Genomic DNA, 17352 nt, shown 5'->3' with positions numbered 1-17352 from the left:
GCCGCCCCCGCGTGCCGGAAGGGTGAAGATTGAGGCAAGAGGTGGTAGACCACTCTCAGCGACAGAGAGGTCGGCCGTGGGCGCACACGAGGAGTACGGTCGGCGGCGGTTCGACGTGGCCGACGCCGTGCCCCTGTTGCTCGATCCGCAGGGCGTGGTGACGGGCTGGACCAGCGAGGCCCGGCGGCTGCTGGCGTACCCGGCTGCCGAGGCGGTCGGCAGGAAGCTGGCGGATCTGCTGACCGCCGAGGACGCGCAGCGCGTGCCGGACCTGGTCGAGCGGTGCCGCAGGGACGGCGGCTGGACGGGGCTGCTGACGGCCCGCCACAGGGACGGGCAGCCGGTGAGGGTCGCGGCCCGGATCACCTCGGCCGAGGAGGCGCACGGCGCCTCACGCTGGCTGGTGCTGCTGTCGGAGCTGGCCGACGCGCCCGGCTGGAACATGAGCCGCACCGTGCTGGAACGGATGGTGGCCGACTCCCCGGTCGGTATCGCGATCGTGGACACGGACCTGCGTTTCGTGTGGTCGAACGCCGCTCTGGAGCAGTTCGGCGGCGGACCGCCGGCCCGGCGGCTCGGCCTGCGCTTCGCGGACGTCCAGCCGGGCCTGGACGCCCAGGCGGTCGAGGCGCAGATGCGGCACGTGCTGGAGACCGGTGAGGCCGTGGTCGGGTACGAGCACGTCGGCCACGTGGTGTCGGCGCCGCTGCGCGAGACCGCGCACATGCTGTCGTTCACCCGGCTCGAGGACGACCGGGGCCGCCCGATGGGCGTGTACTACACGGTCGTCGACATGACGGAGCGGCACCGCGCCCGGCAGCGGCTGGCACTCCTCGACCGGGCCAACGAGAACATCGGCCGCAGCCTGGACCTCACGCGCACCGCGCAGGAACTGGCCGACGTGACCGTGCCGGGACTGGCCGACCTCGTCACCGTGGACCTGTTGGAGACGGTGCTGCGGGGCGCCGAGGTGACGCCCGGGCCGCTCGCGGACACCGATCCGGTGGCGCTGCGCCGGGCGGGCCACGGGTCCACGGAGGAGGGCGCCCCGCAGGCCGTCGTCGGGATCGGCGAGGTCGCGACGTACCCGGCCGGGTCGCCCCCGGTCCGCTGTCTGACCACGGGACGGACCTGGCACGCGGAGCGGCTCGGCCCACTGGACCGGGTGTGGGTCACGGACGCCCCGGGCGGCCGGCGATCCACGTTCTCGGAGCTGGGCCTGCACAGCGTGATGGTCGTGCCGATCCGGGCTCGCGGCACCACCCTCGGGATCACCACCCTCTTCCGGCGCCACGGCCGGGAGCCCTTCGACGAGGAGGACCTGCGGCTGGCCGAGGACCTCGTCTCCCGCGCGGCCGTCTGCGTGGACAACGCCCGGCGCTACACGCGCGAGCGCGACGCCGCGCTCGTCCTCCAGCGCAGTCTGCTCCCCCACCGGCTGCCCGAGCAGGACGCGGTCGAGGTGGCCGCGTGTTACCGGCCGGCGGACGAGCTGACCGGCCTGGGCGGCGACTGGTACGACCTCATCCCGCTGTCCGGGGCGCGCGTCGCGCTCGTCGTGGGCGAGGTGCCCGGGCACGGCATCGACGCCGCCGCGGCCATGGGGCAGTTGCGGACGGCCGTACGGACGCTGGCCGTTCAGGATCTGCCACCCGAGGAGGTGCTGGCCCATCTCGACGACCTGGTGGCGCGGTCGGCCCGGGAAGAGGGCGCCGAACCGGGCACGGTGGGCTCCGCGGGCACGCAGTGGCTGGGCTCCGGATGTGTGTACATCGTCTACGACCCGGTCGACGGCGGGTGCGCGATGGCCGCCGCGGGCCATCCGGTGCCGGCCGTGGTCCACCCCGACGGCTCGGTCACGTTCGTCGATCTCCCGCAGGGGCCGCCGCTCGGCGTGGGCGGTCCGCCCTTCGAGGCGGTCGAGCTGTCCCTCGATGAGGGCAGCACCCTCGCCCTGCACACGGACGGGCTGCTGGCCCGGTCCGAGACCTGGGCCGTCGACGCCGGCCGGGAACGGCTGCGCGGGGCGTTGGAAGGGGCGGGCCCGCTGGAGGCGCACTGCCGGAACGTCGTCGACGCCCTGGTCCCGGCGCGCCCCTACGACGACGTGGCCCTGCTGATGGCCCGTACGAAACGCCTCGGCACCGAGCAGGTCGCGGCCTGGGATCTGGACCCCGACCCGGCCCTCGTCGCCGACGCCCGCCGCAGGGCCACGCGGCAGCTGGCCCGCTGGGGGCTGGAGGAGCTGGCGTTCACCACGGAACTGGTGGTGAGCGAGCTGGTCACCAACGCCATCCGGCACGCCGGCGGGCCCATCCGGCTCCGCCTGATCCGGGAGCGCGCCCTGGTCTGCGAGGTCTTCGACAGCGGCGCCACCGCGCCCCATCTGCGCCACCCCCGTACGACGGACGAGGGCGGGCGCGGTCTGCTGCTGGTCTCCCAGCTGACCCAGCGGTGGGGCACACGGTTCGTCCCCGACGGGAAGATCATCTGGGCAGAGCAGTCCCTGACGGAGCTCGCCGAGGTGCCCGTGGCCGCGCTCCTGGAGTGAGGTCGAGCCAGATCCGCCCATACCGTGGGAAACTGGTCTGACCCCGGCAGTGGTGAGGCGGCGGCCATGACGGATTCGGCGATCGACTACACGGCGGTGTTCCAGGCCCTGCCCGGCATGGTGGCGCTGCTGACGCCCGAGCTGGTGTACGCGGACGTCAACGAGGAGTTCGTCCGGGTCTCCGGCCGCTCCCGCGAGCAGCTGGTCGGGCACTACCTGTTCGACGTCTTCCCCGACAACCCCAACGACCCGGCCTCGACGGGCATGCGCAACCTGGAGGCCTCGCTGTACCGGGTCCTGGCGACCGGGGAGCGTGACGCCATGGCCCTCCAGCGCTACGACGTCGAGGATCCCGAGCGGCCCGGACAGTGGCAGGAGCGCTACTGGAGCCCGGTGAACGCACCGCTGCTCGGCCCCGACGGCAAGGTGGCGCTGATCCTGCACCGGGTCGAGGAGGTCACGGAGCTGATCCGGGCCCGGGGCCGCCCGGGGGGAGGCCGGGGCGGCCGGTCCCGGGTCCTGGAAGCCGAGCTGTACACCCGCGCCCGCGAGCTCCAGGAGCTCAACGAGCGGCTGCGTCAGGCGCACTCCCGGGAGCGGGAGGTGGCCATGGCCCTCCAGGAGGCGATGCTGCCCGACCGCCGTCAGGTCAGCCACCACCACCGGGCCGCCGTCCGGTACCGACCCGCCGTGGGCGCGCTCAACGTGTGCGGGGACTGGTACGACCTGGTCGACCTGGTCGGCGGCAACCGGGTCGGCGTGTCCGTGGGTGACGTGGTCGGCCACGGGCTGGCGGCCGCCGGTGTCATGGGCCAGCTGCGCAGCGCGCTCAGCGCGGCCTCCCGGGTCGCCGGGGGCCCGGCCCAGGCCCTGGACGTGCTGGGGCGCTACGCCCATGTGGTCGAGGGCGCCGAGTCGGCGACCGCCGTGACGACCTTCATCGACTTCGACCGGCACGCCATCACCTACAGCAGCGCCGGCCATCCCCCGCCCGTACTGATCCATCCCGACGGCCGTGCCGAGTTCCTCGACGGGGCCACGGACACGCCGCTCGACGCCCGCCCCGACCCGATCCCGAGACCGCAGGCCGAGACGTCCTTCACGCCGGGTGCCACGCTCGTGCTGTACACCGACGGCCTGGTCGAGCGGCGCGGCGAGGACATCGACACCGGCCTGGCCCGTCTCGCCGACGCGCTGCACCGGAACCGGGAGCAGGATCCCGAGCGCCTCGCCGACACCGTCCTGCTGGAACTGCTGCCGCCCGGCGGCGCCACCGACGACACCGCCCTGATCATCGTGCGGCTGTGAGCCGGCCGTCAGCGACGGGTGTTGCCGTGGTCGAGCAGCCGGACGCGGTCCACGTTCTGCCGGTCCTCGGCGTCCGCGCTGGGCTCGCCAGCGAACCACGCGTCGAGGATCTCCTTCAGCAGCGGCTCGGACGTGAGCCGCAGGCTGAGCGCGAGGACGTTGGCGTCGTTCCAGCGGCGGGCCCCGTCGGCCGTGTAGGCGTCCGTGCACAGGGCGGCCCGGACGCCCGGCACCTTGTTCGCGGCGATCGAGGCGCCCGTGCCGGTCCAGCAGCACACCACCGCCTGGTCGGCCGCGCCGTCGGCGACCTCGCGGGCCGCGACCTGAGAGCACACCGCCCACTGGGGGTCGTCCCCGGGACGCAGCGCGCCGTGCGGGCGCACCTCGTGTCCTCGCTCGCGCAGCGCGGCCACGAGGGCGCGGGCGACGGGCTCGTCCATGTCCGAGGAAACAGAGATCCGCATGCTTCGCAGACTACTCGCCGGGGCCGCAAGAACCAGCGGTTGGCCAGGCACCCCCTCGTATCCCGCCACGCAGGCCGTTCGGCTTGCCGGTCACCCGCATGGAGCAGCACGCTGGTCCCGCGGCCCTCCCCAGCCGCATGAGCACCATCGAACGCACCTTGCTGACTGACCGTCAGTCAATCGGCAAAGGATCGGCGTGGTCCGGTCGCACGAGGTGCCCGGTGGCCGTGCCTGCACCTACACTGGCACCCCACGACATGCCGGTTGACCTGCTGGAACGCGGCGGTTGAGTCCACCGCTAGAGTCGAGGAGCGCCCGCTTTGTTCTACTACCTGCTGAAATACGTGCTGCTGGGGCCACTGCTGAGACTGGTTTTCCGGCCTCGAATAGAAGGCCTGGAGCACGTCCCTTCGGAGGGCGCCGCCATCATCGCCGGCAATCACCTGTCGTTCTCGGACCACTTCCTGATGCCCGCGGTCCTCAAGCGGCGCATCACCTTCCTCGCGAAGGCCGAGTACTTCACGGGCCCCGGCATCAAGGGCCGCCTGACGGCGTCGTTCTTCCGCAGCGCCGGGCAGATCCCCGTCGACCGCTCCGGCAAGGACGCCGGGCAGGCCGCGATCCGCGAGGGCCTCGGCGTGCTGAGCAAGGACGAGTTGCTCGGCATCTACCCGGAGGGCACGCGCTCGCACGACGGCCGGCTCTACAAGGGCAAGGTCGGCGTCGCGGTCATGGCCCTCAAGGCCGGCGTCCCGGTCATCCCCTGCGCGATGATCGGCACCTTCGAGGCCCAGCCGCCCGGCAAGCTCATCCCCAACGTCCACCCCGTCGTGATCCGCTTCGGCAAGCCCCTCGACTTCTCGCGCTACGCGGGCATGGAGAACGAGAAGGCCATCCTGCGCGCCGTCACCGACGAGATCATGTACGCGATCCTCTCCCTGTCGGAGCAGGAGTACGTCGACCAGTACGCCGCCGTCGTGAAGGCCGAGGAGGCCGCCGCGGCCGCGAAGGAGCGGAAGTTCCCGCGTATACCTCTCAGTTGAGGTGTCTGCTCTCGGCAGAAGCCGTATCCCCCGCCGGCCCCGGCGATCTACGGTCACCGCATGAGACGTGCTGTGGTGATCGGGGCCGGCGGGCAGACAGGACGGCCGGCGGTGGAGGCGCTGGCGCGGGACGGCTGGGAGGTGACGGCCGCGTCGCGGGGCGGGGCACGGGACGAGGGCTGGCCCGGCGAGGTACGGGCGGTGCGGCTGGACCGCGAGGACGACGCGGCGCTCGGCTCCCTGATCGGCGACGGCTGCGACCTCGTGGTCGACATCGTCGCCTACGGAGCCCGGCACGCACGGCAGTTGACCGGGCTGGCCGACCGCATCGGCTCGGCCGTGGTCGTGTCGACGGTGTCGGTGTACGAGGACGGCACGGGCCGCGGCTTCGACACGATGAGCGAGCCGGGCGGTTTCCCGCAGTACCCGGTGCCCGTGACGGAGGACCAGCCGACGGTCCCGCCGGGGGACGCCACCTACAGCACCGGCAAGGCCGCGCTGGAGAGGGAACTCCTCGCGGCGGGCGACCGGTTGCCCACGACCCTGCTGCGCGCGGGCGCGATCCACGGTCCCCACAGCCCGCTCCCCCGTGAGCTGTACTTCGTGAAACGGAACCTCGACGGCCGGCGCAGGCGGGTGCTCGCCCACCGGGGCGAGAGCCGCTTCCACACGTCGGCCGCCCGGAACATCGCCGAACTGATCCGGCTGGCGGCCGCCCGGCCCGGCTCGCGGGTGCTCAACGCCTGTGATCCGCAGCCGCCGACGGTGGCCGAGATCGGGGCGGCGGTGGACGCGGTGATGGGAGTGGAGACGGAGACCGTGCTGGTGGACGGGGCGGCACCCTCGCCGTCCGTGGGCAGCTCGCCCTGGTCGGTGGAACTGCCGGTGGTCTTCGACATGACGGCGGCGGAACGGGAGTTGGGCTACCGGCCGGTCGTGTCCTACGCCGAGAGCCTCCCGGAGACGGTCGACTGGCTCACCCGCCGGGTGTCCGGGCAGGACTGGCAGGATGCGTTCCCGACGCTCGCAAGGATCTACCCCGACCTGTTCGACTACGCGGCTGAGGACGCCTCGTTCGGGGCCTGAAGGGACGCCTACGTCTCCATGAGAGTCGCCGACGCCTCGTCCAGCAGCCGTCGCAGCCGCAGCGCGTCCGGTGCCACGGCGGTCACCAGGGCGGCGGGACCGGCGAGCGGGACGACCGAGGCCCCTTCTCCGAGTGCCCGGGCCGGCACCGGCTCGGCGGCGAACTCCGGTCGTACGACGACCAGTTGCCCGACCGCCCGGTGGCCGGCGAGCACCGCGGGGCCGTCCCAGCCGCCCGGCGCGCCGGGCCCGCAGGCCAGTTCCTGGTCGAGCACGACCTGCCCGGCGACCCGCACGGTCAGCCGGCTCGTCAGCCGCCCGGGCTCTTCACCGGACCGGCCGAGCACCTGCTCCTCGCGCAGCACGAGCCGGGCCGTGGCGGCGAGTTCCACGCGGGTCGTGACGTACAGATCACTGCCCTGGGCGGAGATCAACTGCTCGGGCAGCCAGTGCAGTTCGGCCCGGTCGGCGACGTCGAGCCGGACGTCGTAGCGGGCCTCTCCCTTGGCCTGCCCCGGCAGGGCGATGGTGGCGGCGGCCGAGCCGACGGACAGCCGCGCTCCCTCCTCCACCCGGGCCTGCACGGTGAAGTGGTCGCCGCCGAGCGGCCCGCTCATCGCCCCGACCAGCATGACCCGTGCCTCGGCGCCTCTCGCCCGGGTGCGCCGCAGCGCCAGAGGCCCGTCACTCTCCAGCACGGGCAGTGCCGTGCCGCCCCGGCCGTCGTCCCGGGCGACGATCCTCGCGACGGAGCGCACCCCGGCGCTGTTCACGCCCGTGCCGTCCACGCGGCGAGCTGCGCACGCACCCAGGCGGCGACATCCGTCACGCCGGGCTCGCTCCGCAGCGACTGGAAGACGACCGGCAGTTCGGCCCGCTGCGCCTTGGCGTCGGCCGCCATCCGCGCGAGGTCGGAGCCGACGTACGGCGCGAGGTCGGTCTTGTTGACGACGAGCAGGTCGGCGGTGGTCACGCCCGGCCCGCCCTTGCGCGGAATGTCGTCGCCCCCCGCCACGTCGATCACGAAGATCTGCGCGTCGACGAGCCCCTTGGAGAAGGTCGCGGTGAGGTTGTCCCCACCGGACTCCACGAGGACCAGGTCCAGCGGCCCGACCGCGTCCTCCAGGTCCTCCACCGCTTCCAGGTTGGCGGAGATGTCGTCCCGGATCGCGGTGTGCGGGCAGGCTCCCGTCTCCACCGCGGTGATCCGCTCGGGCGGCAGCACGGCCTCCCGGAGCAGGAACTCGGCGTCCTCGCGGGTGTAGATGTCGTTGGTGACGACCGCGAGGGACAACTCGTCCCGCAACGCGCGGCACAGCGCGGCGACGGTGGCGGTCTTCCCGGACCCTACGGGCCCGCCGAGTCCGATCCGCAGGGCCCGGCGGCTGCCGTCGGGCCGGAGGGCGTCGGCGCTCACGGCGCCGGGGCCGTCGTGGGTGGGGTCGTGGTCGAGGTGCATGGGGCGGCTCCTGCGTTCTTGTCCGACTGATTCGAGTGGTGGTCCGGCGAGGGATTGATCGAGTGCCTATGAGGCGAACAGCCGCACGGGCCAGGCCGCGTGCACCTCCGCCCCGATCTCCAGCAACGGCGCCGACCCCGCCGGCAACGCGTCGACCCCCTCGTCGACCACCCTCCGTGCTGCCTCCACCGCCCGGTCCACGACGCGGTCCACCTCCGGCGCCAGCCGGGCCAGCACCCCCGTCGCGTCGAAGGGGTCCAGACTCAGCAACCGCACCGTCGCCGTGGCGGGCCCGCTGACGCTCTCGTACGCCGCGCAGTACGCCGCGTCGACCGGCCCGAGACCGGCCGCCCGCGCCGCCAGCCCCAGCACCACCGGCTGATGGGCACCCTTGGGGAACTCCCGTGCCAGCGCGTCCAGTTCGGCGGAGGGCCAGGCCGCCCGGGCGGCCCGCATCAGCTGCCGTCCCAGCTTGCGCGCGGCGACCCGCAGCGCGGGCGAGGGCGTACGGGCGTCCGCGGCACGGTCCAGCGTGACCGGGTCGATCCCCAGCGCGGCAGCCGCGGAAAGGGCCGCCGCCACCGAACCGGTGGTGTGCAGCCGCCCCCGGCAGAAGTCCGCCAGGCTCGCCGCTCCCCTGATCCGCCCGGCCTTGACGGCCGCCTCCGCCCCGCCGGAGTGGGCGTGGCCGCCGGCGGGGAAGCGGCCGTCGGCCAGGACGAGAAGTGCCGCACGTGACATCAGGACGTCCTCAGAACAGGAAGTACCGCTGGGCCATGGGCAGTTCGGCCGCCGGTGCCGCCTCGACCAGCTCGCCGTCGATGTGCACGGCGAAACTGTCGGGATCGACCCGGACCTCGGGCCGGGCGTCGTTCTCCCGCATGTCGGCCTTGGTGACCCCGCGCGTCGACTCGATCGCCACGAACCGCTTGCCGAGGCCCAGCCGCTCCGGCAGCCCGTCCTCGACGGCCAGGGGCGCGACGAAGTTCACGGAGTTGGCGGCGGGTGCCCGCCCGATCGCCCCGAACATCGGGCGCGGCAGGACCGGCTGCGGTGTGGGGATCGAGGCGTTGGCGTCACCCATCTGCGCGTAGGCGATCTGCCCGCTCTTGATCACGAGGTGCGGCTTGACGCCGAAGAAGGCCGGCTCCCACAGCACCAGGTCGGCCAGCTTGCCGCTCTCCACCGACCCGATCTCCCGGGCCAGGCCCTGGGCGAGCGCCGGGTTGATCGTGTACTTGGCGACATAGCGGCGCACCCGGCGGTTGTCGGCGCGGCCGTCCCCGGGCAGCGCACCCCGGCGCCGCTTCATCACATGGGCGGTCTGCCAGGTCCGCATGACGACCTCGCCCACGCGCCCCATGGCCTGGGAGTCGGAGGAGATGATCGAGATCGCGCCGAGATCGTGCAGGATGTCCTCGGCGCCGATCGTGGACGGCCGGATCCGGGACTCGGCGAAGGCCAGGTCCTCCGGGACGGCCGGGTTGAGGTGGTGGCACACCATCAGCATGTCGAGGTGTTCCTCGGCGGTGTTGACGGTGAACGGCCGAGTCGGATTCGTGGAGCTCGGCAGCACGTGCGGCTCGGAGACCACGGTCATGATGTCCGGCGCGTGCCCGCCGCCCGCGCCCTCGGTGTGGTACGCGTGGATGCCCCGCCCGGCGATGGCGGCGAGCGTGTCGCCGACGAACCCGGCCTCGTTCAGCGTGTCCGTGTGGATGGCGACCTGGACGCCGGTCTGCCCGGCGACGGTCAGCGAGGCGTCGATGACGGCCGGGGTCGAGCCCCAGTCCTCGTGCAGCTTCAGGCCGAGTGCCCCGCCCCGGATCTGCGACAGCATCGCCTCGTGGGAGACGGTGTTGCCCTTGCCGAGCAGGCCGATGTTGAGCGGATAGGCCTCCATGGCCTCCAGCATCCGCGCGAGATGCCAGGGCCCGGGGGTCACCGTGGTGGCCTTGGAGCCCTCCGCGGGGCCCGTGCCGCCGCCGACGAGGGTCGTGATGCCCGCGGACAGCGCCTCGTCGGCAATCTGCGGGCAGATGAAGTGCACGTGGGCGTCGATCGCGCCGGCCGTGAGGATCCGGCCGTTGCCGGCGATGATCTCGGTCTCGGGGCCGATGACCAGGTCCGGGTGCACCCCGTCCATGGTGTCGGGGTTGCCGGCCTTGCCGATCCCGGTGATCCGCCCGTCGCGGATGCCGACGTCGGCCTTGACGATGCCCCAGTGGTCGATGATCACGGCGCCGGTGACGACGGTGTCCGGGGTGCCCTCCGCACGGGTGGCGCGCGCCTGGCCCATGGACTCGCGGATGACCTTGCCGCCGCCGAACACGGCCTCGTCACCGGCGCGCCCGGGCCCGCCGGAACGATCCTCCTCGATCTCGACCAGCAGATCGGTGTCGGCGAGCCGGATCCGGTCACCGGTCGTCGGGCCGAACAGGTCGGCGTACGCGGCACGCGAGATCTCAGGCATCGAGGGCACCTCCGGTCTCCCCGCGCAGACCGGGCACGACGCGGGCGCCGGTCAGCGGAACGAGTTCGACGTCGACGGGGATCCCGGGTTCGAAGCGCACGGCCGTGCCGGCGGCGACGTTCAGCCGCTTGCCGCGCGCGGCGGCGCGGTCGAACTCCAGACCGGGATTGGCCTCGGCGAAGTGGTAGTGGGAGCCGACCTGGACGGGCCGGTCGGCAGCGTTGAGGACGGTGAGCCGGGTGACCTGGCGGCCCTCGTTGTACGCAATCGGTCCGTCGGCGAAGAGGATCTCTCCGGGAATCACGGCGCTCTCCCCGTCAGACGATCGGATCGTGAACGGTGACGAGCTTGGTGCCGTCCGGGAAGGTCGCCTCCACCTGCACGTCGTGGATCATCTCCGGGATGCCCTCCATGACGTCGTCCCTGGTGAGCAGCTTGCGCCCGGAGGACATGAGCTCGGCGACGGTACGGCCGTCACGCGCGCCTTCGAGGATGTGTGACGTGATGAGCGCGATCGCCTCGGGGTGGTTGAGCTTCAGTCCTCGGGCCCGGCGCTTCTCGGCCACGTCGGCCGCCACGTGGATCAGCAGCCTCTCTTGCTCGTGCGGGGTCAGTTGCACGTCCCACCTCACAGTCCTCGCTCCGGACCGTGCGGGGCCCGGCTGCCGCAGCCACGGGCGGAAAAGCCCTGGTGGCGTGGCGGCAGGCTAGTTGGACCGGGTTTCAGGCACGTTAACCGGGACGTGCTCGCGCGGGCTACGCCGGATCGGCCCCCCGGTGCTCCGCCGCGATTCCGAACCGCCGCCGTTCGCGAGGAGCGGACGCGACCTCGCGGACCGTGGAGACCGCACTGATCACCTGCTCCTCCGCGGGCTCCGCGAGCTCCTGGGTCTCGTCGAGTCGCCGCAGGTCATCGGCTGAGACGAGGGCGACGAGGGGCTTGCCGTGCCGGGTGACGACGACGCGCTCGCCGCCGTACACCACGCGGTTGATCAGGTCGGCGAGCTCAGCCCTGGCTTGCGTCACCGGAATCTCGTAGGCCATGTCCCCATCATAACGTCACGTACGTCCTGTACATTTTTTACAGAGACAGCCGTCGCCGGAGACGGCTCTGCCCGCGAGGAGGGGTTCACCATGACCCGACCGTCCGCCCGTCACGTGCTGCCCGAGTTCACCGAACGCACGTCGTCCGGGCAACGGACGATGGACCCGTACTCCAAGCTCCTGGAGGGACGGATCGTCTTCCTCGGGGCGCCGGTGGACGAGACCTCGGCGAACGACGTGATGGCCCAGTTCATGTACCTCGAGCACCAGGCCCCCGACCGCGACATCTCGCTCTACATCAACTCCCCCGGCGGCACCTTCCACGCCATGACGGCCATCTACGACACGATGCAGTACGTCGCCTGCGACGTGGAGACGACCTGCCTGGGCCAGGCCGGCGCGGCCGCCTCGGTGCTGCTGGCGGCGGGCACGCCCGGCAAGCGATCCGTGCTGCCGGACGCGCGTCTGGTGATCCATCAGCCCGCCCTGCCCGAGCCGGTCCGCGGACAGGCCGACGATCTGGCGATCCAGGCCGACGAGTTGACGCGTGTCCGGACCCGCATGGAGGAGATGCTCGCCCGGCACACGGGCCGCACCCGGGAGCAGGTGAGCGCGGACATCGAGCGCGACAAGGTCCTCACCGCCCAGGAGGCGCTGGAGTACGGCCTGGTGGACCGGATCGTCCCCAACCGCAAGGCCACCCTGGCCCCGCCGACCGGAGAGTGAGCCGCCGGTGCTGCCGCCCGAACTGCCGCCGCTGCCCGCGCTGACCCGCGCCGAGGCGGACTTGATCGACCGTTATCTGGAGGTCGTCGACCTGCTCGGCCGGATCAACCCGGCGCTGCCCGGCGACACCTACCGCGGACTGCGCGCCGCCCAGGCCCTGGTGGGCAAGGCGACCGCGCTGCGTGACGCGCTGACGCTGATGCACCAGCGGGGCGAGACGGAGCTGCACGCCGCCACCCTCGGCCGGGCGCTGCGGGTGCTGGACGGCGAGCGGCGCACGGCCCGCGTCACCCTGCCCCCGGAGTCCGTCAGTTGACGCGGCCTCACCGGCCCGGATGCCCGCCCTGTCGACGGAGCGTCCGGGCCTGAGTCGAAACGGGCCGAACGACGTACCCCTGTTCGGAGTAGACGAGAGTCCTTTTTTCGGGCCCTCACAGTTGCGCAACGCGCGTGGCCGAGGGGCGGAATGGGACATTCCATCGCTGGTCCGGTGGCCAATGGGCCTGTGGACCGTGGCTCGAACACAGACGTGTCCACCCGAACGGGTGAGTGGTGAGTAACAACACAAATCCCCGGTTCCGTTGGGATTTCGGGACAACCATGAGCCAAGATCCCGTCTGACGACAAGCCCCCGCCGCAGCGGCGGGGCGGTCCGGGCGGACGCCGAGTCCTGCCGCCGCCCGGATGACCGGTCGACAGGAGTGGATCGGCAGGAGTGGAGGACCCAAGCACGACGGGTCGCCGGGACGGTCACGCCATGACCGGGTCCGAGCAGCCCTTGGGGTGAAGCCGCGTCAGCGGCCGGGCAACTTTGTCAGCCCGAATCCGACAGGTCATCCTTCACAGGCGGCTGACGAAGGGTTGCGCATGACTGCGCTCAATCGTGTCCCGTCGCTCATGGTCCGGGCCGGTACGGCCTCGGCCCTCACCATCGCCGCCGTGGGCGGCACGATCGTGGCTCCCGGCTTCTCCTCCGAGGCAGCGGCAGCCACACCGGCGACCAAGGCACTCCAGATAGCGGCCTCGAAGAAGGGATCGCCCTACAAGTACGGGGCCACCGGCCCGCACAGGTTCGACTGCTCCGGCCTCACGCTGTACTCGTTCAAGAAAGCGGGCAAGAAACTCCCCCGCACGGCCGCCCAGCAGTACAACAAGACGCGCCACATCTCCGCCAAGAACCGCAAGGCGGGAGACCTGGTGTTCTTCCACTCGGGCAGCAGCGTGTACCACGTCGGTATCTACGCGGGTAAAAACAAGCTCTGGCACGCTCCCAAGAGCGGGGACGTGGTGCGGCTGCAGAAGATCTGGACCAAGAGCGTCTGGTACGGGCGCGTGAAGTGATCCGCCCGGCGTGCGGCGGTGCCACTGACGCGCCGCCGCACGCCGGAGCGTGACACGGTCTCAAGTGGTTACCCGTAGCCCCATGGCCGAGCACCGTCCCTGCACCGCACGCGGCGAGACCCCGCTGCAACGCGCCGACCGGAACTTCGTCGAGCTGCTCCAGGAGCTCCGGGTCACCCAGACGGGCGTACAGATCCTGTTCGCGTTCCTGCTGTCGCTCGCGTTCACCTCGCGCTTCACGTCCCTCGACACGGCCCAGCGCGTCACCTACGTCATCACGCTGCTGCTGGCGGTCCTGGCCGCGGCCCTGTTCACCGCGCCGGCCGCGCTGCACCGTTCGCTCTTCCAGCAGGGCGCCAAGCCGCGCATCGTGCAGGTCTCCTCACGACTGGCCACCACCGGTCTGATCGTGCTGGTGTTCGCTTTCAGCGGTTCGGTCCTGCTGGTGGTGGATGTGACGACCAGTCGGGCCGGCGGCATCGCCGCGGGCGCGGCGACGTTCCTGGTCTGCGTCGGCCTGTGGGGGCTGCTGCCCCGGCTGGTGCGGCGGGCGGGGCTGCGCCAAGAGACGCAGGGCGACCACGCCGAGCAGGACGGACGGCCGGAAGCCGCCGCCGAGGAGCCTGCGTCCCGGAGCGCCGTCCGGATCCCCGCGCCGCTGCGCGGCACCATCAGGCAGCCCTCAGGGGTTCGAGAAGGAGCAGCACGCCGAGAAGCGTCAGCGCGGCGCCGGTGACCCCCTCGACGGCCCGTGCGGCACGCGGCTCCCGCAGCCACCGCCCGAGCCGGTCCACCAGCAGCGCCACAGCCGGGAACCACAGCAGGGCGAGGACCACCACGATCAGCGCCAGCAGCAGCGTCCGGGGCAGCGCGGGACTGCCCGCGGGCACGAACTGCGGCAGCAGGCTGAGGAAGGTGATGGGTGCCTTCGGGTTCAGGGCGTTCGTGACGAAGCCCTGCCGCAGGGGACGCACGGCGGACGAGCCGGTCCCGGCGGCTTCGGCGGCCACGGCACGGGGCCGGCGCAGCGACCACAGCGTCCGCGCTCCCAGGTACAGGACATAGCCGCCGCCCAGCAGCTGGAGCGCGCGGAACAGCGCGGGCACGGCGGCCAGGACCGTGGCGACCCCCGCCACGGCCAGCGCGGTGTGCAGGAGCAGCCCGCCCGCGATGCCGAGCGCGCAGGCGACGCCGGCCCGCCGGGAGACCAGGGCGTTGCGTACGACGACGGTGAAGTCGGCGCCCGGCATGGCGACCATGCCCGCCGCCACCCCGGTGAAGGCGATGAGTTGTGCGTCCATACGGTCAGCCTGCCGGGCCAGGGCCTTCAGCAGGTACTTCGAATATCCTGGGTGAGCCTTAAGCATCGCTTTGGTCTGTGGAGGTCAGCGGCATGTACGACCCGACCCGGCTCGCGGCGCTGGTCGCCGTCGCGGAGGCCGGGTCCATCACCCGGGCCGCCGAGCGCCTCGGCTACACCCCGCCCGCGCTCTCCCAGCAGCTGGCGAAGCTGGAGCGGGAGGCGGGCTCCGCGTTGCTGGTCCGGCATCACCGCGGGGCGCGGCTGACGGGCGCGGGCGAACTGCTGGTGGCACGGGCCCGGCGCGTGCTCGACGAGTTGGAGCAGGCCCGCCACGAACTGGCCCGGCTGGCCGGGCTCTCGGGCGGCGTGCTGAGGCTCGGCACGTTCCAGACGGCGGGCATCCACCTGCTGCCGCCGGTGCTCAGCGCGTTCCGCCGGGCTCACCCGGATGTGGAGCTGTCCGTCGCCGACTACGAGCCGCCGACCGGTGTCACTGCCGTGGCCGCCGGTGACATCGACCTGGCCCTGACGCACACGTACGAGCCCGCCGACACGCTGGCGCTGCCCGCCTCCGTCCGCCTGGAGCCGGTCCTGGTCGAGGAACTGGTTCTGGTGACCGCCCCGGGTCATGCCCTCGCCGACGGCACGTCCAGGCTTCCCCTGACGGAACTGGCGGGTCAGCCGCTGATCAGCATGGCGCCGGAGCATCCGTCCCGGCAGGGTGTGGAGGGGGCGCTGGCGAAGGCCGGGGCCAGTCCGTCGGTCCTGGTCTCGACACCCGGGTATGCGCTGGTGTGTGCGCTGGTCAGCGCGGGTCTCGGGGTGGGCGTCGTACCGGAGATGGTGGCACGGACGTCGGTCACGCCGGTCGGGGTGCGCCCGCTCGGGGCGGGCGAGCTGCGCCGTACGATCTCGGTCGCCTACCGGGGCGCGGAGGCGGCACCTGCCGTGGAGGCCTTCCGGGCCTTGCTGCGCGGGGCGTTCGGCCGCGCGCGGCACACGTCACAGACGCGGTGAGCTCACGGCTCCTGCTGTCCCGCCGCCGGCACGGGCTGGGCCGGGACCGTCCAAGGGAGTTCGATCGAGATGGTCTTGCCGCCCTCGCGGGTGGGGCGGATCCGGAGCCGGCCGCCGCATTCCGCGGCCAGCCAGCGAATGATGACCAGGCCACGGCCGTTGTCCTGCTGAACGGCCGCGGGCAGGCGTCTGGGGAGTCGTGGGTGGCTGTCCGTGACACCGATGCGCAGCTGTTCGTCGCGGTCGAGTGCGACGTCCACCGTGAAGGTGGGCGACTGTCCGAGGGTGTGCTGGACGGCGTTGGTGGCGAGTTCGGAGATGATGAGCCGGATGGCGTCGGACACTTCCGTGTCCGCCGGCAGGCCCCACTCCGCCAGCGTGCCCACGACGTAGGCGCGCGCGGCGGAGACCGAGGCGGGATCGCTCGGCAGAGTGACGGATGCTTCCAAATGGTCTGCCATGGCGACGTCGTCCCTTTCCCACGGGACCGCAGTCCGACACGGAGCGGAAGGTTCGAGTACGGTCCCGGACTGGTGCTTCGTCGCCAGAGTGCCACCAGAACACCCCTGAAGGGCGGCGATCCACCAAGATATGCATATATCTGTCGCTCAAAGCGGTGAACTCTGCCACGCGAGACCGTATTTGGGTGGCTCGGAAGGAGTAAGGAGTAGCCCATGCAGCACGGTCCCGCGGTGCGCCGCCGGAAACTGGGCGCCGAACTTCGCGCGCTGCGCACCTCGGCGGGGCTCACCAGTGGTGAGGCGGCCCGGCTGGTGGGCTGGCACCAGTCGAAGGTCAGCCGTATCGAGACGGGCACGAGCGGGGTGAAACCGGCCGATGTGCGGTTACTTCTCGACGCGTACGCCGTGGCGGACAGACAACTGCGCGAGTTGCTCATGGTGTTGGCGGGGTCCGAGGACAGCGGCGGCCGGACCCACTGGTGGCACGCCTACCGCGGGGTGCTCCCGCCGACCTACCGGGACTTCATCAGCCTGGAGTCCCAGGCCGGCGCGATGCGCACGCTGGAGACCACGGTCGTCCCGGGGCTGCTCCAGACGCCCGAGTACGCCCGTGCGGTGACGAAGGCCGCGGTGGAGGGCCTGCCGGAGGACCGGCTCGACACGCTGGTCGAGGTGCGGCTGGCCCGGCAGGACGTGCTGCGCGCGGATCCGCCGCTGGAGCTGAGCGCCGTCCTGGACGAGGCGGTGCTGCGGCGGGAGGTGGGCGGCCCCGGGGTGATGGCCCGGCAGCTCGAACGGCTGGTCGAGGCGGCGCGACTGCCCCAAGTGCGGCTCCAGGTGCTGCCGTTCGCCGCCGGGGCGCACATCGGCGTCACGGGACCTTTTGTTATCTTCTCATTTTCGAGCACATCTGATCTGGATGTGGTTGTTCTCGACCACTTGACGAGTAGCCTCTACCTCGAACGGAAAGAAGACCTCCAGGCCTACACGGAGGCCTTCAACGCCCTTCAGATCCACGCCCTTTCGCCCGAGGACTCGCTGGATTTCATCGCCGGGACAGCCGCCGGCGCGTAAGG

The 17352-nt window shown here is 72.2% G+C and carries 20 protein-coding genes and 1 riboswitch; of the genes, 10 read left to right on the top strand and 10 right to left on the bottom strand.

Going from position 1 to position 17352, the window contains the following annotated elements; translation table 11 throughout:
• Positions 1-76: 76 nt before the first annotated feature.
• Together MQE23_RS37650 and MQE23_RS37645 are read left to right on the top strand one after the other, a co-directional pair.
• The gene (locus tag MQE23_RS37650; protein ID WP_243381464.1) at positions 77-2551 is read left to right on the top strand and encodes a SpoIIE family protein phosphatase; all 2475 of its coding nucleotides are present in this window, start codon (positions 77-79) and stop codon (positions 2549-2551) included.
• A gap of 66 nt (positions 2552-2617) precedes the next feature.
• Positions 2618-3859, top strand: coding sequence for a SpoIIE family protein phosphatase (locus MQE23_RS37645; RefSeq protein WP_020270772.1), 1242 nt, complete (start codon positions 2618-2620; stop codon positions 3857-3859).
• A gap of 8 nt (positions 3860-3867) precedes the next feature.
• On the opposite strand, the gene MQE23_RS37640 is transcribed toward MQE23_RS37645, so the two are convergent.
• On the bottom strand, positions 3868-4323 hold the full coding sequence (locus tag MQE23_RS37640; RefSeq protein ID WP_243381463.1) for an RpiB/LacA/LacB family sugar-phosphate isomerase: 456 nt from the start codon (positions 4321-4323) through the stop codon (positions 3868-3870).
• Between the two features lie 320 nt (positions 4324-4643).
• Here MQE23_RS37640 and MQE23_RS37635 point away from each other — a divergent pair, with 320 nt between their 5' ends.
• The gene (locus MQE23_RS37635; protein ID WP_020270775.1) at positions 4644-5366 is read left to right on the top strand and encodes a lysophospholipid acyltransferase family protein; all 723 of its coding nucleotides are present in this window, start codon (positions 4644-4646) and stop codon (positions 5364-5366) included.
• A 60-nt stretch (positions 5367-5426) separates the two neighbouring features.
• On the top strand, positions 5427-6452 hold the full coding sequence (locus MQE23_RS37630) for an NAD-dependent epimerase/dehydratase family protein (protein ID WP_243381462.1): 1026 nt from the start codon (positions 5427-5429) through the stop codon (positions 6450-6452).
• Between the two features lie 8 nt (positions 6453-6460).
• Here MQE23_RS37630 and MQE23_RS37625 read toward each other — a convergent pair whose 3' ends face one another.
• The 7 genes from MQE23_RS37625 to MQE23_RS37595 all read right to left on the bottom strand — a co-directional run bounded on the left by MQE23_RS37625 (position 6461) and on the right by MQE23_RS37595 (position 11428).
• Entirely contained in the window at positions 6461-7240 is a 780-nt protein-coding gene (locus MQE23_RS37625) for an urease accessory protein UreD (protein ID WP_243381461.1), read from the bottom strand.
• Positions 7222-7911 (bottom strand): urease accessory protein UreG, encoded by a 690-nt coding sequence (gene ureG, locus MQE23_RS37620; RefSeq protein ID WP_020270778.1) that lies wholly within the window; start codon positions 7909-7911, stop codon positions 7222-7224. The genes MQE23_RS37625 and ureG overlap by 19 nt, the downstream gene beginning before the upstream one ends.
• Positions 7912-7977: 66 nt before the next feature.
• Positions 7978-8652, bottom strand: coding sequence for an urease accessory UreF family protein (locus MQE23_RS37615; RefSeq protein WP_020270779.1), 675 nt, complete (start codon positions 8650-8652; stop codon positions 7978-7980).
• 10 nt (positions 8653-8662) lie between these two features.
• Positions 8663-10384, bottom strand: coding sequence for an urease subunit alpha (locus tag MQE23_RS37610; RefSeq protein WP_020270780.1), 1722 nt, complete (start codon positions 10382-10384; stop codon positions 8663-8665).
• Positions 10377-10688, bottom strand: a complete 312-nt coding sequence (locus MQE23_RS37605) for an urease subunit beta (RefSeq protein ID WP_020270781.1) — start codon at positions 10686-10688, stop codon at positions 10377-10379. Before MQE23_RS37605 ends, MQE23_RS37610 begins: the two co-directional genes overlap by 8 nt.
• A gap of 13 nt (positions 10689-10701) precedes the next feature.
• On the bottom strand, positions 10702-11004 hold the full coding sequence (locus tag MQE23_RS37600; RefSeq protein WP_020270782.1) for an urease subunit gamma: 303 nt from the start codon (positions 11002-11004) through the stop codon (positions 10702-10704).
• 136 nt (positions 11005-11140) lie between these two features.
• Positions 11141-11428 carry a type II toxin-antitoxin system Phd/YefM family antitoxin gene (locus tag MQE23_RS37595; protein WP_020270783.1) on the bottom strand — a complete coding sequence of 96 codons (288 nt, stop codon included), beginning with the start codon at positions 11426-11428 and terminating at the stop codon, positions 11141-11143.
• Between the two features lie 90 nt (positions 11429-11518).
• On the opposite strand from MQE23_RS37595, the gene MQE23_RS37590 reads away from it, so the two are divergent.
• The 4 genes from MQE23_RS37590 (at position 11519) to MQE23_RS37575 (ending at position 14231) form a co-directional block, all read left to right on the top strand.
• Positions 11519-12154 (top strand): ATP-dependent Clp protease proteolytic subunit, encoded by a 636-nt coding sequence (locus MQE23_RS37590; protein ID WP_243381460.1) that lies wholly within the window; start codon positions 11519-11521, stop codon positions 12152-12154.
• A gap of 7 nt (positions 12155-12161) precedes the next feature.
• Positions 12162-12470, top strand: coding sequence for a hypothetical protein (locus MQE23_RS37585; RefSeq protein ID WP_020270785.1), 309 nt, complete (start codon positions 12162-12164; stop codon positions 12468-12470).
• Positions 12471-12805: 335 nt separating this feature from the next.
• Positions 12806-13018: riboswitch (cyclic di-AMP (ydaO/yuaA leader) on the top strand.
• Between the two features lie 3 nt (positions 13019-13021).
• Positions 13022-13495, top strand: a complete 474-nt coding sequence (locus tag MQE23_RS37580; RefSeq protein ID WP_037667665.1) for a C40 family peptidase — start codon at positions 13022-13024, stop codon at positions 13493-13495.
• Positions 13496-13577: 82 nt separating this feature from the next.
• The gene (locus MQE23_RS37575) at positions 13578-14231 is read left to right on the top strand and encodes a DUF6328 family protein (protein ID WP_020270787.1); all 654 of its coding nucleotides are present in this window, start codon (positions 13578-13580) and stop codon (positions 14229-14231) included.
• Here MQE23_RS37575 and MQE23_RS37570 read toward each other — a convergent pair.
• Positions 14167-14796, bottom strand: a complete 630-nt coding sequence (locus tag MQE23_RS37570; protein WP_243381459.1) for a LysE family translocator — start codon at positions 14794-14796, stop codon at positions 14167-14169. The genes MQE23_RS37575 and MQE23_RS37570 overlap by 65 nt on opposite strands.
• A 92-nt stretch (positions 14797-14888) precedes the next feature.
• Between MQE23_RS37570 and MQE23_RS37565 the strand changes: the two genes are divergently transcribed.
• Positions 14889-15815, top strand: coding sequence for a LysR family transcriptional regulator (locus MQE23_RS37565; protein WP_037667666.1), 927 nt, complete (start codon positions 14889-14891; stop codon positions 15813-15815).
• A 2-nt stretch (positions 15816-15817) separates the two neighbouring features.
• Here MQE23_RS37565 and MQE23_RS37560 read toward each other — a convergent pair whose 3' ends face one another.
• Positions 15818-16276, bottom strand: a complete 459-nt coding sequence (locus MQE23_RS37560) for an ATP-binding protein (protein WP_037667667.1) — start codon at positions 16274-16276, stop codon at positions 15818-15820.
• Between the two features lie 213 nt (positions 16277-16489).
• Between MQE23_RS37560 and MQE23_RS37555 the strand changes: the two genes are divergently transcribed.
• Positions 16490-17350, top strand: a complete 861-nt coding sequence (locus MQE23_RS37555) for a helix-turn-helix transcriptional regulator (protein WP_020270790.1) — start codon at positions 16490-16492, stop codon at positions 17348-17350.
• Positions 17351-17352: the final 2 nt, after the last annotated feature.

Origin of the sequence: Streptomyces sp. HP-A2021 (genome assembly GCF_022807935.1) — a bacterium.
In the GTDB taxonomy this organism is placed as follows: Bacteria; Actinomycetota; Actinomycetes; order Streptomycetales; family Streptomycetaceae; genus Streptomyces; species Streptomyces afghaniensis.
The sequence above is the reverse complement of the archived record's forward strand: the minus strand, read 5'-3'. Positions and strand labels throughout refer to the sequence as shown.

Bases quoted from the DNA above. Each gene is read 5' to 3' on its own strand.
- MQE23_RS37560 (WP_037667667.1), bottom strand. From the start codon at position 16,276: ATGGCAGACCATTTGGAAGCATCCGTCACTCTGCCGAGCGATCCCGCC.
- MQE23_RS37580 (WP_037667665.1), top strand. From the start codon at position 13,022: ATGACTGCGCTCAATCGTGTCCCGTCGCTCATGGTCCGGGCCGGTACG.
- MQE23_RS37630 (WP_243381462.1), top strand. From the start codon at position 5,427: ATGAGACGTGCTGTGGTGATCGGGGCCGGCGGGCAGACAGGACGGCCG.
- MQE23_RS37615 (WP_020270779.1), bottom strand. From the start codon at position 8,652: ATGTCACGTGCGGCACTTCTCGTCCTGGCCGACGGCCGCTTCCCCGCC.
- ureG (WP_020270778.1), bottom strand. From the start codon at position 7,911: ATGCACCTCGACCACGACCCCACCCACGACGGCCCCGGCGCCGTGAGC.
- MQE23_RS37645 (WP_020270772.1), top strand. From the start codon at position 2,618: ATGACGGATTCGGCGATCGACTACACGGCGGTGTTCCAGGCCCTGCCC.
- MQE23_RS37640 (WP_243381463.1), bottom strand. From the start codon at position 4,323: ATGCGGATCTCTGTTTCCTCGGACATGGACGAGCCCGTCGCCCGCGCC.
- MQE23_RS37590 (WP_243381460.1), top strand. From the start codon at position 11,519: ATGACCCGACCGTCCGCCCGTCACGTGCTGCCCGAGTTCACCGAACGC.
- MQE23_RS37565 (WP_037667666.1), top strand. From the start codon at position 14,889: ATGTACGACCCGACCCGGCTCGCGGCGCTGGTCGCCGTCGCGGAGGCC.
- MQE23_RS37610 (WP_020270780.1), bottom strand. From the start codon at position 10,384: ATGCCTGAGATCTCGCGTGCCGCGTACGCCGACCTGTTCGGCCCGACG.
- MQE23_RS37575 (WP_020270787.1), top strand. From the start codon at position 13,578: ATGGCCGAGCACCGTCCCTGCACCGCACGCGGCGAGACCCCGCTGCAA.
- MQE23_RS37570 (WP_243381459.1), bottom strand. From the start codon at position 14,796: ATGGACGCACAACTCATCGCCTTCACCGGGGTGGCGGCGGGCATGGTC.
- MQE23_RS37555 (WP_020270790.1), top strand. From the start codon at position 16,490: ATGCAGCACGGTCCCGCGGTGCGCCGCCGGAAACTGGGCGCCGAACTT.
- MQE23_RS37595 (WP_020270783.1), bottom strand. From the start codon at position 11,428: ATGGCCTACGAGATTCCGGTGACGCAAGCCAGGGCTGAGCTCGCCGAC.